Source organism: Curtobacterium sp. AC273 (genome assembly GCF_979253735.1).
On record NZ_CEEDDU010000008.1, the window covers coordinates 1 to 12364 of the forward strand.

Consider the following 12364-nt stretch of genomic DNA (forward strand, 5'->3'; position numbering starts at 1 on the left):
ACGTCGCCGAGACGCCGAACATCGCGAGCGAGGTCGCCATGAACACCGCGCTGCCGACCTTCGCGGCGGGGGAGCCGGCGAGGCTGATGAGCACGATGCCCATCGCGATGGCGAACGGGAACGCGCCGAGGTGGATCCAGCCGCGCCATGCCGGCCGGGTCTCGGTGAGGTCGGCCGCGGGTGTCTGGGCCTCGTCGGTGAAGGGGACGTGGGGGAGCGCGTCCCGGTGTCGTGCTCGGCGTGCATGCTCCGACCGTATGGGTGTCAGCCGAGCAACAGCCGAACATCCGGGTGACCAGCTCGCTCCCCAGGGGGCGGTGCACTATGTTCGTCCCGTGAGCGGCAGCGTCGAGGTGGGCAGGACGAGGCATCCTCTACCGCGCCTACCAGAGTCGCATCCGGCGGCAGATCGACGACGCGGCCAAGCCGAAGCACGTCGCCATGATCGTGGACGGCAACCGGCGGTGGGCCAAGCAGCTCGGGCTGAGTCCGCCGCGCACGGCCACCGCGCCGGCGCAGCGAAGATCCCGGAGTTCCTGACCTGGTGCGACGACCTCGGGATCGAGGTCGTGACGCCCTACCTGCTCTCCTCCGACAACCTCACGGGGCGCGGCGGCGAGGAGCTCGAGCAACTCGTCGGCATCATCGCCGACCTCGCGGGCACGCTCGCCGACCACCGCGACTGGCGCGTCCAGCACGTCGGCGCGAACGAGGGGCTGCCGCCGGCGTTCGTCGCCGCGCTCGAGCAGGCCGAACGGCGCACCACGGACCACACCGGGCTGCACGTCAACCTGGCGGTCGGCTACGGCGGCCGGCGGGAGATCGCCGACGCCATGCGGAGCATCGTGCGGGCGCACGGCGAGGGCGGGGGCACGCTCGACACCCTCGCCGAGGTCCTACGCGGGAGCTTCTCATCGGCGACCACCTCTACACGCAGAGCCAGCCCGACCCGACCTGGTGATCCGGACCTCGGGCGAGCAGCGGCTGTCCGACTTCATGCTGTGGCAGAGCAGCGCGCACAGCGAGTTCTACTTCGTCGAGGCGTTCTACCCCGACCTGCGCGAGGTCGACTTCCTTCGCGCGGTCCGCGACACCGGGCTGCGGTCGCGGCGCGCTCGGGCGGCTGACGCCCGGCCACGCCGTTCCGCCGTTCCGACGGCTGACGCTGCTCGCTGCGCAGAACGGCCCTGGGTTCGCCCGCGATCAACCATCCCGTGTAGACTCACAGGGTTTTCGTCCCACGGAAGGTTGCACCTGCTGAACATCGCCGAGCACGCCGCCGGCTTCGCCGAGGAGCCCGGCTACCTCGACCACGCCGCGTTCAGCCCCGGTGCAGACCGGGCGGTCCTCGAGGAGCACGCGTGCTCGGGACGATCCAGGAGCACATGCGCTTCGGCGCGATGGAGACCCTCGACGAGCAGGACGCCCGGGTGCGCACCGTCGCCGCCCGACTCGTCGGTCGCCGCGAGGAACAGGTCAATCTCGCAGACCGCCACCACGCCGGGGCTCCTGCACACCGCCTTCGGCCTGACCGAGGCGTGCTCGTGTCCGCCGACGAGTACCCGTCGCTGCCGCTCGCCCTCGCCAGCGCCGCCTTCGGCCACCGGCGGGTTGCAGGCAGCCCGTCGTCATCGAGTCCGGTGCCGGCTGGATGACGCCGTCGCTCATCGAGTCGCGTCTGACCGACGAGGTCACCGTCGCGAGTCCCTCGTCGACTGGCAGACCGGCTACCTCGCCGACCTCGCCGGCATCCGTGAGGTCATCGGCGACCGCCTGCTCATCGTCGACGCGATCCAGGGCTTCGGCGTCGTGGACGCGCCCTACGAGATCGCCGACGTCGTCGCCACCGGCGGCCAGAAGTGGCTGCACGCCGGCTGGGGCACCGGCTTCACCGCCTTCAGCGACCGCGCACTGAACCGGCTGCGCCCGGCGCTGTCCGGCCCGCACGGCACCACCGGCTGGCCGACCGGGTCCCCGCCGTCCGCCCTGGCGCCGCCGGGTTCCAGATGACGCGCATCGACCCGGTGGCGCAGGCCCGGATGGCGGTCTCGCTCGACCGGCTGACCGCCGTGGGCGTCGCGGCCGTGCAGGAGCGCGTGACCGACCGCGTCGAGCGCGTGTTCGACATCGCCGACGAGTTCGGCCTTTCGGTGGACTCCAGCCGTGACCCGCGTGAGCGTGCCGGCATCGTGGTGCGCCGACCGCCGCAGGGCCGCCTCACCGCGCTGTCCGCGGCGTTCCACAACCACGGTGTCACCGCCACGACGCGGCTCGGGGTCGCACGGGTGTCGGTCTTCGCCTCGACGACGGACGAGACCTCGACATGTTCCGCGACGCCTGCCTGTCGTACGCGACGATGCAGTAGCGCGCTGCGCGCAGCCGCTGCCGCGCCGTCGCCCAACGCGAGTCGCGGAGCGGCGTCGCCGAGTCTCCCGGGGCTGCGCCGGGACGGACGGGAAGCGCGGGGCGGTCCGGCACCGTGCCTCCCGGCCCGCGAGCGGTCGCGTTGTTCACGTGACCGTAACGCGCGGAACAGCGTGTCGCTGGCGCCGTGTCGTGGGTCGGACGTAAAGCTTGGCCGCATCGGGCAACGCGCCCGATCGAGCGGCTGGCAGTCGCCGGGACCCGCTCCACGGCCGCGTTCGAGGACATGGACCGGGCCGAGCGCGGCCCGGGGAAGGGATGGAGTGGTCGTGACCTCTCAGAACGTCTCTCGCGGAACCCAGCAGCATCCCACCGCGGACTCGTCCACCTCGGTCGCCCAGCGCACGTACGTGCTCGACCTCGAACTGCTCCTCAGCGATCCGCAGGCACTGTTCCGCTTCGCGGAGCACGCAGTCGTCCTGCCCGTCGTGGTCGTCAGTGAACTGAGTCAAGCGCAACGACCCGGAGATCGGGTACTTCGCCGGCAGGCCCACTCGGCTGCTCGACGAACTGCGGATCGAACACGAACGGCTCGACTTCCCGATCGCGATCGGCGAGGGCGAGTCGTTCCGAGTCGAACTGAACCACTCCAACCAGTCGGTCCTGCCGTCCGGGCTGCAGCTCGGGGACAACGACTCGCGGATCCTGGCGGTCGCCTCGAACCTCAAGAACGACGGACTCGACGTCGTCGGCCTGGTCTCGAAGGACCTGCCGCTGCGGGTCAAGGCGTCGTCGATCGGCATGGCGGCGGAGGAGTACCGCGCCGAACTCGCCGTCGACAGCGGCTACACCGGCGTGACGGACCTGCGGGTGTCCGGCGAGCAGATGTCGGACCTGTACGAGAAGGAGGAGATCCGCTCCGCCTCGCTCGAGGGCGTGCCGGTCAACACCGGCATCGTGATCCACTCGGAGCGGGGCTCGGCCCTCGGCCGTGTGATCCCCGGCGGCTCGGTGGCGCTCGTCCGTGGCGACCGCGAGGTCTTCGGCCTGCGCGGCCGCTCCGCCGAACAGCAGCTCGCGATCGACGCGCTGCTCGACCCGGAGATCGGCATCGTGTCCCTCGGTGGCAGCGCCGGCACGGGCAAGTCGGCGCTTGCGCTCTGTGCGGACTCGAGGCCGTGCTCGAACGACGGCAGCACGAGAAGATCATGGTCTTCCGGCCGCTGTACGCCGTCGGCGGGCAGGGTGGGCTACCTGCCCGGGGGACGTCCGAGAAGATGAACCCCTGGGCGCAGGCCGTCTACGACACCCTCGGTGCGCTGGTGTCGGACAACGTCCTCGACGAGGTCGTCGAGCGCGGCATGCTCGAGGTGCTCCCGCTCACGCACATCCGGGGCCGCTCGCTGCACGACGCGTTCGTGATCGTGGACGAGGCCCAGTCGCTCGAACGGAACGTGCTCCTGACGGTCATCCGCATCGGGCAGAACTCCCGGGTGGTGCTCACGCACGACGTCGCGCAGCGCGACAGCCTCCGGGTCGGTCGGCACGACGGGGTCGCCTCGGTCATCGAGCGGCTCAAGGGACACCCGCTGTTCGCGCACGTGACGCTGACCCGGTGGGGAGCGGTCGGCGATCGCGGCGCTCGTGACGGAGATGCTGGACTCGCCCGACCTCGTGTAGGGCAGGGCTGGCGCCGCGCTTCTCGCAAAGCGCAAGCAGGGCGGTTTCTCGCAGCGTTGTACCGCTGCGAGAAACCGCCCTCGTTCTTGCAGTGTCTGTTCTCGGCGCCCGGCACGTGCGGTTCGGGTGCGTCATGCTGAGGACGTCGAGGGAGCTGTCGAGCTGCTCCTCGGTGACCTCGCCGCCGACGTGGCCGAGCGCGATCACTGCCTCGCGCACCGTGACGCCCTCGGCGACGGCGAACTTCGCGACCTTCGCGGCGGCCTCGTAGCCGATGACCCGGTTGAGCGTCACGATCGACGGCGACGACTCGGCGAACGATCGTGCACGGTCGAGGTTCGCCTCGAGCCCGTCGGCCAGTCTTGTCGGCCAGCACGCGCGAGCTGTTCGCCAGCAGCCGGATCGACTCGAGCAGTGCCGTGCCCATCACCGGGATCGCGACGTTGAGCTCGAAGGCTCCGGAGGCGCCGGCCCACGTGATCGTGGCGTCGTTGCCGATCACCCGCGCCGCGACCATCAGCGTCGCCTCGGGGATGACCGGGTTGACCTTGCCGGGCATGATCGACGAGCCCGGCTGCACCAGGTCGGGGATGTGCAGTTCGCCGAGGCCGGTGTTCGGGCCGGAGCCCATCCATCGGAGGTCGTTGTTGATCTTCGTCAAGCTGACCGCGATGACCTTGAGCGCGCCGGACGCCTCGACCAGGGCATCGCGCACCCTGCGCCTCGAAGTGGTCGAGCGCCTCGGTGATCGGCAGGCCGGTCTCCTCGGCGAGCTGGGCGATCACCCGCTGCGGGAAGCCCTTCGGCGTGTTGATCCCGGTGCCGACCGCGAGTGCCGCCCAGCAGGACCTCGGCCGCGGGGAGCGTCGCGTTCACGCGCTCGATGCCGAGACGCACCTGGCGCGTACCCGCCGAACTCCTGCCCGAGCGTCACCGGCGTGGCGTCCATGAGGTGCGTGCGACCCGACTTCGGCGTCGGCCCACAGCGTCGCCTTCGCCTCGAGCGTCTCGACCAGGTGCTCGAGCGGCACGAGCGAGCGGATGAGGGCCTCGGTCACGGCGATGCCGAGGTCGGGGAAGACGTCGTTCGACGACTGCGAGGCGTTCACGTGGTCGTTCGGGTGGACCGGCGTGCCGGCGATCTCGGTCGCCAGGGTCGCCAGGACCTCGTTCATGTTCATGTTCGACGACGTGCCGCTGCCGGTCTGGTAGACGTCGACGGGGAACTGGTAGTCGTGGTGCTCACGGCGATGATGACGTCAGCGGCCTTCGCGACGGCGTCTGCCAGGGCAGGGTCGACGATGCCGAGCTGCCCGTTGACGATCGCCGCGGCACGCTTGATCCGGGCGAGGGCCACGATCTGCGCCGACTCGAGCCCTTGCCCGAGATCGGGGAAGTTCTCGACCGCCCGCTGCGTCTGCGCGCGGTACAGCGCCGTCTTCGGCACCCGGACCTCGCCCATCGTGTCGTGCTCGATGCGGTAGTCGCCGTCGGTCGCGGTGCTCGTGGTGGTGTCGGTCACGTCGTCGTGGTCCTTCCTGGGGGTGCTCGCCGGCCGCGGTCGCGCCGGCTGGGGAATCCCGGTGGCGGGGGTGGCCGCCGGTGTCCGGGACGTTCGTCGTGGCGGTCGGTCAGGCCTGGCCCGACGGTGTCGATGGCGACCTCGCCCGTGGTGAGGTCGTAGGTCTTGCCGACGACGGCCAATCTACCCTCGGCGATCGCGTCGGAGACCGCGCCGGAGCGCTCGATCACCTGGCGCAGCGTCGCCTCGAGGTGGGCGGCACCGACGGCTTCCTGCGGGACCTCGGCGTCGGTGGCACGCACGCGTTCGACACTCGGCGCGATGGCGTCGACCGCGAGGGGAGCGCCGCAGATGCGGGCCGGGAAGCGGCGCTCGCCGGAGCGTGCCGCCGCGACCGCGCCGCACTGGCGAATGATGACGAACACCACGACGAAGCAGGGTGCCAGCGCGACGACGGCGAACTCGATCGAGCCGAGCACGACGTCGTCGACGATCTGCCCGGCGTTGCGGATGGCGAAGAGGTCGCCGATGCCGGCGTCGAAGACGTGCTCGAACGGCACGCGGGAGTCGGAGCAGCCGAGGACATTGGCGAACGGCGCCTGGAACCCGGTCAACTCGGTTCAGCCGGCGGTCGGGGTCGATGCGGCCGGTGCGGCGCTTGTCCGAGCGAAGCGTGCGTGCCGTCGACGAGGAGGCGGAGGGCGTCGGACAGGGTGGAGGCGGCGCGGTCGGGCATGGTGCTCCTCGGGGCTGATCTGCTCGGGTGATCGGGATGGGGCTGCAGCGGGTGCTCATCAGCTCGCGAACTGCTGACCGCCGTCGCGACGGTGGAGAACGACGAGCCGTTCGCGGTGCCGGCCAGGACGACGGTGCTCGTGCCGAACGTGGACACCAGGGAGTACGCCTGGTTGCCGGCGTCGTCGCCCTCGGCCCGGCAGTCGTACACGGTCCACTTCGTCCCCGCGATCGTGCGGGTACCGGTGGCGGCGTGCTGGTCGAGCTGGTTGGACACCGCGTCGCCGTTCGCCTTGATGCCCTGCACTTGGCCGATGTACTGCTTGTCGGGGGTGATGAGGCCGACGGTCCAGACGCTCACGCCGTCGCTCGTCTTGTCCTTGAAGTCGGCGCGGTTCGACGAGTAGCCGTCGGGCAGCACGGGGGCGGCGAGGGTCACGCCGGGCACCTTCGCCTGCGACGCGACCTGGCGGTAGTCCACCGCGCGGTCGACGACGGTGGTGTCGGGGCGGACGACGACCGCGGCGAGGAACAGCACGATGCCGAGCGACGCGATGAGCGCGATGACGAGGTTGAACGCCGTCTGGTGCTGTCGCCGGGCGGTGCGCGCGGCGTCCTTCCGGGCCCAGGTCTCCTCGGCGGTCTCGGGGCGTCCGGGCTCGGCGACGATCGGGCGGCCGTCGAGGGGGTCGGTCATCGGGCTGCGCCGTCCTCGGACTCGGAGGCGGCACGCGCGGCGTCGAGTCGGGCCCGTGCGCCGATCAGCCACTCTTCGCACCGTGCGGCCAGGGACTCGCCGCGCTCCCAGGGCGAGCAGGGAGCGTTCGAGGGTCGCGGAGCCCTGCTCGAGCTCGGCGACGACGCGCACGAGTTCGTCGCGCGCTGCTTCGTAACTCAGCGACCGGACGTCGGGCTGCTCCGGGTTCCTGCTGGGATGACACCCCTCGATCCTGCCGAGCGCCCACCGACCCGCGGGCCCGCGCGGAGCCTGTGCAGAACCGGGTCGGGGACCGAGACCCGGGTCAGACCCCGTCCGGCCCCGGCCCGTCCGGCTCGAAGGCGTGCCCGTGGCCGTCCCGGTGCCGAGCGTGACGTGCACCGGCGTCGCAGCGGCCAGGTCCTCGGCGCCGCAGCCCACCCGTCCGAGGTCTGCACGATCGCGTACCCGCGTCGCAGGGTGTCCCGCGGTGACAGCGACCGCAGCCGCGCGAGTGAGGTGCCGACGTCGGCGTGGGAGCGCTCGAGCCGCCGGTCGAGGAACTCGCGGGCGCGGGAGAGGTCGCGCGCGACCTCTTCGGCACGGGTGTCGACGAGCCACGCGGTCGAGGCGAGCGCCGGACGGGACCGCAGTGCGGCGATCCGGTCGGCCTCGACCGACAGCGTGTACGACGAACTGGCCGATCCGGGCACGCGCCGCCCGGACGTTCGCGAGTTCCTCGGCCACGTCGGGGACGACCCGCTTCGCCGCGTCGGTCGGGTGGAGGCGCGGAGGTCGGCCACCTCGTCGAGGATCGGCCGGTCGGCCTCGTGCCCGATCGCCGAGACGATCGGCGTCGACGCGGCGGCACGGACGAGTCCCTCGTCGCTGAAGCCGAGCAGGTTCTGGAAGTCGCCGCCGCCGCGCGCGACGATGATGACGTCGACGTCCGGGTCGGCGTCGAGCTCGAGGATGGCGGCGGCGACCTCGCCGACTGTGCACTCGCCCTGCACCGCGGTGTGGATGGTGCGGAACTCGACCTGCGGCCACCGCAGCTGGGCGTTCAGCTTGACGTCCTTCTCGGCGTCGGAGTCCTTGCCGGTGATCAGGCCGATGCGGTGCGGCAGGAAGGGCAGACGCTTCTTCCGCGGGGTCGAACAGCTCTTCGCCGAGGGTCCGCCGCAGCCGTTCGAGCCGTTCGAGCAGGTCCCGAGGCCGACGTGCTTCATCTCGACGACCTGCATCGTCAGCGAGCCGCCCTTGACCCAGTAGTTCGGCTTGACGGCGGCGACGACCCGGTCACGCTGCTTGATGTCCGCCGGCGCGGGAACGGACGCTCGACCAGATCGAGAACGACACGGTCGCATAGGCCTCGATGTCCTTGAGCTTGCCGTACACGTTGCCGCCGGCGACGTTCCACTGCGTGATCTCGCCCTCGACCCAGGCAGTGCCGAGCGGTCGATCCAGTCGCGAATCTTCGCCCCGAGCAGTGCGACGGGCCACGGGTTGTCAGCCGTCGGGGTCCCTGTTCGATCGCCATGCGCCCATGCTGCCGCATCCCGACGACACGGCGCGCCCGCGGCACACGGCAGCGCGCCCGCCGTGACCCGACCACCCCGCGCGCCCGGCCAGCTTGCCGCGCCCGCGCCCCCGCCCAGCCTGCATTGCGATCCGCTCACCTATCATCGGGGGCGTGACGATCACCAGCGGCCACACGGTCCCGCTCGCCCGCCGCGGGTCTCCGCGGCGCGCGGACGACTGCGCGACGAACCGGTCGCCGGCACCAAGCGGGTCCTGCTCGCGGCCCCGCGCGGGTACTGCGCCGGCGTGGACCGTGCCGTCGTCGCCGTCGAGAAGGCGCGCTCGAGCAGTACGGCGAGCAGGTGCGTACGTCCGCAAGCAGATCGTGCACAACGTCCACGTGGTGTCGACGCTCGAGCAGCGGGGCGCGGTGTTCGTCGACGACGTCGCCGGGGTCCGCGCGGCTCCACGTCGTCTTCAGCGCGCACGGCGTCCTGCCGGCCGTGGTCGCCGGCGCGGCGGACCGCGACCTGCACGCCATCGACGCGACCTGCCGCTCGTCACGAAGGTCCACCGCCAGGCCACGCGGTTCGCCAGGCCGAGCGCACGATCATCCTCATCGGCCACGCTGGCCACGAAGGGGTCGAGGGCACGATGGGGCACGCGCCAGGCCGGACGATCCTGGTCAACGGGCCGGCGGACGTCGCCGCGCTCGAGGTCCCCGACCCGGACAACCTCGTCTGGCTGTCGCAGACGCTGAGCGTCGACGAGACGATGGAGACCGTCCGTCTGCTCCGCGAGAAAGTTCCCCGCGATCGAGAACCCGCCGTCGGACAGCATCTGCTACGCCACCCAGAACCGTCAGGTCGCGATCAAGAAGGTCGCCCCGGCCGCCGACCTGGTGATCGTGGTCGGCTCGGCGAACTCCTCGAACAGCGTCCGCCTCGTCGAGGTCGCGCTGGAGCACGGCGCCCGTGCCCACCGCGTGGACTACGCGTCGGAGAATCAGCAGGAGTGGCTCGACGGCGTCCGCACCGTCGGTGTCACGAGCGGCGCCTCCTGCCGGGAGGACCTCGTCGCCGAGGTCCTCGGAAGCAGCTCGCCGACGCCGGCTACGGCACGGTGGAAGAGGTCGTCACCGCCCACGAGGACCTGATGTTCTCGCTCCCCGATGAACTCCGCACCGACGCGGCCGGCAACCCGGACGCGGGCTGGGCGGGCGGAACCGATGAACGACGGACGACCGGACGGCTGAGTCCGCGGGGTGGTGCCGGCCCGCGATCCGGGTCAGCGTCCCGGACGGGGCGGACGGCCTGGGTCGCGGCGCACTCCCCGCCACGTCGGCCGACGCTCCGGCACCGGGGCGTCCACGGCCGCCCCGCACCCCCAGTACGGCGAGTACGCGCCCGAGGGCTGGGTCAACCCGGTGCTCGTCGAGCAGGAGCGCCTCGTAGGAGGAGAGGAACAGGAGGAGCGTTCGCGGGCGCTCCGGCAGCAGGCCGCGCAGGACGCCGTCCGTGACCGCCGCGGCGGCCCCGGGGGTGCACCCCAGCGTGGAACGCCTCACCGGGACGGCCGACAGCGGACGGGGCACCCCGACCGGCTGCGACGACGGCGCGGCCGGTACCTCGTTCCGGACGGTCGACCTGCTCCGCTCGCGGCCCGGTTCGGTCGTTCTCCGATCGACTTCGTGCTGACCGTGGGCTTCCTCGCCGTCGGCCTCTGGGACGGTCATCGAGTCGCTGTCCGTGGGGACGACGGCCTCGACCATCCGGATGGTCGTCGAGCAGCAGTACACCGACCTGTCGAACCCCGCGGCGCTCTCGTCGGCGGTGCTCGTGCGCGCGGTGGTGCTCGTCGTGGTGTTCGCGCTCGTCGCCTGGTGGTCGGTGCGCCGGCTCCGGTCGCGGCGCTGGACGTTCCCTGGTGCCGCTCGTCGGCGGGGTCGTGGCGATCGTGCTCGGCATGGTCCCGGTGCTCGTCGTGGTCTTCCAGGACCTCGGGCAGTTCGCCGCCTACCTGAGCGGATGGCCGGGGGCTGGGCCCAGCACCTGCCGCGTCCGTGCGAGCACGGCGTCGAGGTGGTCGGTCAGCGGTGCGCCCGCGTCGTCGGCGAGCCAGGCCTCGAGCGCGGTCTGGAACCACTCGACCGTGACGCCGGCGAGCACCCGGGCGGTCAGCTGGTCCTCACCGCGCTCGACGAACCCCTGTTCGACGGCGTCGCGCAGGTCGGCCTGCTTCCTGGAGGTCCCGTTCGCGGAGCGCCGGTTCCGCGTCGACGACCTCGACGGGCCGAGCGCATACGGTCGCGCTGCGGCTCGAAGCGTTCGGCGGCCAGGGTCCGGAGGCCCTCGGACACGAGCGCGAGCGGTGGTACGTGCGCGGGCGCGGTCGCGAGCAGACGGCGGGCGATCGCCGGGATCTCGTCGTCGCCGAAGAACACCTCGCGCTTGTCGCTGAAGTGCCGGAAGAACGGCCCGGCGGTTCGTCAGGCCGGCGCGGGCGACGATGTCGGGCACCGTCGTCGCGGTGAAGCCCTGCTCGTCGAAGAGCTCGAGCGCCGCCGCGCGCAGTCGTTCCCGGGTGTCGGGCGCCCATCTCGCCATGCCGTCAGCATAGGTGATGACACCCGGTGTCGTCACGCGGTACGGTGAGGGCACCAAGTGTCATCACTCCCGCAGAAGGGCACACCCGTGTCGCGCAGCACTCCGCCGCCGTCCTCCGATCCGCTCGTTCAGCGCTCGTCGTCGAGCCCGTGCCCACGCCCGCGCCCCGGGCCGACGAGGTCGTGGTCCGCGTCCGGGCGGCTCGCCGTGAACCCGGTCGACTGGGTCGTGCAGGGCACCGGGTCCGTCACGTACCGGTAGCTGCGCTACCCGGCGGTCCTCGGGTCCGACGTCGCCGGCGAGGTCGTCGCGATCGGCTCGGACGTCACTCGCTTCGGCGTCGGCGACCGCGTGTTCGGCTTGGCCGCCGGCACCGACCGCGGGCGGGACCCCGATGCGCGAGGGGGCGTTCCACAGCACACCGCGTTGCTCGAACGCCTGGACCGCACCGACGCCCGAGGGGATCAGCGACACCGAGGCCGCCGTGCTCTGCCGCTGGGCGCCAGCACCGCAGCGTGCGCGCTCTTCCAGCCCTCGCACACCTCGGCCTGGACGATGCCCGGGGCGGACGAGCAGGTCCAACCGGGTGGTCGCGGCGTGGTGGTCGTCTGGGGCGGGTCGACGAGCGTCGGCATGAACGCCGTGCAGCTGGCGCGGGCCGCCGGCTACGACGTCGTCAGCACCGCGTCACCCCGGAACGCCGACCTCGTCCGCTCGCTCGGCGCGGACGTCGTCGTGGACCACCACGGCGACCGGGCCGTGGACGAACTCGTCGCGGGCATCGCCGGGCGCCGGGTCGTCGGTGCCGTCGCGCTCGGGACGAGCCTCCGCCGGACCGTGTGCATCGAGGTGCTCCGACGGACCGGTGGCACCGTGCTCGCCCTGGCCAGCACGCCGGTGTCCCTCGACGGGCTCGCCGGACGTCGTCGGCTGTTCCCGGCGATGCTCCCGGTCTTCGGCCGCATCGGGCTCACCATGGCAGGCCTGATGACGACGGGCCCGGCGTCACGGCATCCGGGCTGCGTTCGTCTGGGGGAGCAGCCTGCTGCGCGACGACGAGGTCGGCCGCCGCCTCTGGGCCGAGGTGCTGCCGGCCGGGCTCGCCGACGGCAGCTCTCCGAGCGCTGCCCGAACCCCTCGTGGTCGGGTCGGAGCTGGGCGCCGTGCAGGGCGTAGCGCTCGACCGCCAGCGTGCCGGGGTCTCCGCGCAGAAGGTCGTCGTGACGCTCTAGGACGCCA

At 72.1% G+C, this 12364-nt stretch carries 10 protein-coding genes and 8 pseudogenes; 11 read left to right on the forward strand and 7 right to left on the reverse strand.

Translation table 11 applies throughout. The annotated features are described in order from the left end of the window. Positions 1–441 precede the first annotated feature (441 nt). The 6 genes and pseudogenes from uppS to ACZ8AI_RS12815 form a co-directional block, all read left to right on the forward strand. A pseudogene (gene uppS, locus ACZ8AI_RS12790) lies at positions 442–1113 on the forward strand (polyprenyl diphosphate synthase); the annotation flags it as partial. Between the two features lie 248 nt (positions 1114–1361). Then, positions 1362–1655 (forward strand): hypothetical protein, encoded by a 294-nt coding sequence (locus ACZ8AI_RS12795; protein ID WP_464858819.1) that lies wholly within the window; start codon positions 1362–1364, stop codon positions 1653–1655. Continuing rightward, complete coding sequence (locus ACZ8AI_RS12800) at positions 1612–2010, forward strand: hypothetical protein (RefSeq protein ID WP_464858820.1); 399 nt, start codon at positions 1612–1614, stop codon at positions 2008–2010. Before ACZ8AI_RS12795 ends, ACZ8AI_RS12800 begins: the two co-directional genes overlap by 44 nt. 29 nt (positions 2011–2039) lie before the next feature. Beyond that, positions 2040–3126: pseudogene (locus tag ACZ8AI_RS12805) on the forward strand (PIN domain-containing protein); the annotation flags it as partial. Positions 3127–3165: 39 nt separating this feature from the next. Then, positions 3166–3645: a hypothetical protein gene (locus ACZ8AI_RS12810; RefSeq protein ID WP_464858821.1), complete on the forward strand. Its 480-nt coding sequence runs from the start codon at positions 3166–3168 to the stop codon at positions 3643–3645. Further along, positions 3573–4184 carry a PhoH family protein gene (locus ACZ8AI_RS12815; protein ID WP_464858570.1) on the forward strand — a complete coding sequence of 204 codons (612 nt, stop codon included), beginning with the start codon at positions 3573–3575 and terminating at the stop codon, positions 4182–4184. Before ACZ8AI_RS12810 ends, ACZ8AI_RS12815 begins: the two co-directional genes overlap by 73 nt. Here ACZ8AI_RS12815 and ACZ8AI_RS12820 read toward each other — a convergent pair. The 6 genes and pseudogenes from ACZ8AI_RS12820 to ACZ8AI_RS12845 form a co-directional block, all read right to left on the reverse strand. After that, a pseudogene (locus ACZ8AI_RS12820) lies at positions 4168–5506 on the reverse strand (class II fumarate hydratase); the annotation flags it as partial. The gene ACZ8AI_RS12815 and the pseudogene ACZ8AI_RS12820 overlap by 17 nt on opposite strands. Positions 5507–5562: 56 nt before the next feature. Beyond that, positions 5563–6180: a carbonic anhydrase gene (locus ACZ8AI_RS12825; protein WP_464858571.1), complete on the reverse strand. Its 618-nt coding sequence runs from the start codon at positions 6178–6180 to the stop codon at positions 5563–5565. Further along, positions 6177–6998: a DUF4245 domain-containing protein gene (locus ACZ8AI_RS12830; RefSeq protein ID WP_464858572.1), complete on the reverse strand. Its 822-nt coding sequence runs from the start codon at positions 6996–6998 to the stop codon at positions 6177–6179. The genes ACZ8AI_RS12825 and ACZ8AI_RS12830 overlap by 4 nt, the downstream gene beginning before the upstream one ends. Continuing rightward, positions 6995–7250: pseudogene (locus ACZ8AI_RS12835) on the reverse strand (exodeoxyribonuclease VII small subunit). The gene ACZ8AI_RS12830 and the pseudogene ACZ8AI_RS12835 overlap by 4 nt, the downstream one beginning before the upstream one ends. Beyond that, positions 7196–8365 (reverse strand): exodeoxyribonuclease VII large subunit, encoded by a 1170-nt coding sequence (xseA, locus tag ACZ8AI_RS12840; protein ID WP_464858573.1) that lies wholly within the window; start codon positions 8363–8365, stop codon positions 7196–7198. The pseudogene ACZ8AI_RS12835 and the gene xseA overlap by 55 nt, the downstream one beginning before the upstream one ends. Then, positions 8298–8501: an exodeoxyribonuclease VII large subunit gene (locus ACZ8AI_RS12845; protein ID WP_464858574.1), complete on the reverse strand. Its 204-nt coding sequence runs from the start codon at positions 8499–8501 to the stop codon at positions 8298–8300. The genes xseA and ACZ8AI_RS12845 overlap by 68 nt, the downstream gene beginning before the upstream one ends. A gap of 255 nt (positions 8502–8756) precedes the next feature. Here ACZ8AI_RS12845 and ACZ8AI_RS12850 point away from each other — a divergent pair. From ACZ8AI_RS12850 to ACZ8AI_RS12860, 3 pseudogenes are all read left to right on the forward strand, one after another. Then, positions 8757–9755: pseudogene (locus ACZ8AI_RS12850) on the forward strand (4-hydroxy-3-methylbut-2-enyl diphosphate reductase); the annotation flags it as partial. A 31-nt stretch (positions 9756–9786) separates the two neighbouring features. Then, positions 9787–10233: pseudogene (locus tag ACZ8AI_RS12855) on the forward strand (hypothetical protein); the annotation flags it as partial. A 61-nt stretch (positions 10234–10294) separates the two neighbouring features. Further along, positions 10295–10381, forward strand: a pseudogene (locus ACZ8AI_RS12860) (hypothetical protein); the annotation flags it as partial. Positions 10382–10534: 153 nt separating this feature from the next. Here ACZ8AI_RS12860 and ACZ8AI_RS12865 read toward each other — a convergent pair. Continuing rightward, a complete protein-coding gene (locus ACZ8AI_RS12865) occupies positions 10535–11125 on the reverse strand; it encodes a TetR family transcriptional regulator (RefSeq protein WP_464858576.1) in 591 nt (196 codons plus the stop codon). A 261-nt stretch (positions 11126–11386) separates the two neighbouring features. Between ACZ8AI_RS12865 and ACZ8AI_RS12870 the strand changes: the two are divergent. Further along, a pseudogene (locus ACZ8AI_RS12870) lies at positions 11387–11440 on the forward strand (hypothetical protein); the annotation flags it as partial. A 36-nt stretch (positions 11441–11476) separates the two neighbouring features. Further along, a complete protein-coding gene (locus ACZ8AI_RS12875) occupies positions 11477–12301 on the forward strand; it encodes a zinc-binding dehydrogenase (protein ID WP_464858578.1) in 825 nt (274 codons plus the stop codon). Positions 12302–12364 lie beyond the last annotated feature (63 nt).

Bases quoted from the DNA above. Each gene is read 5' to 3' on its own strand.
- ACZ8AI_RS12810 (WP_464858821.1), top strand. From the start codon at position 3,166: ATGGCGGCGGAGGAGTACCGCGCCGAACTCGCCGTCGACAGCGGCTAC.
- ACZ8AI_RS12815 (WP_464858570.1), top strand. From the start codon at position 3,573: ATGGTCTTCCGGCCGCTGTACGCCGTCGGCGGGCAGGGTGGGCTACCT.
- ACZ8AI_RS12830 (WP_464858572.1), bottom strand. From the start codon at position 6,998: ATGACCGACCCCCTCGACGGCCGCCCGATCGTCGCCGAGCCCGGACGC.
- ACZ8AI_RS12865 (WP_464858576.1), bottom strand. From the start codon at position 11,125: ATGGCGAGATGGGCGCCCGACACCCGGGAACGACTGCGCGCGGCGGCG.
- xseA (WP_464858573.1), bottom strand. From the start codon at position 8,365: ATGCGACCGTGTCGTTCTCGATCTGGTCGAGCGTCCGTTCCCGCGCCG.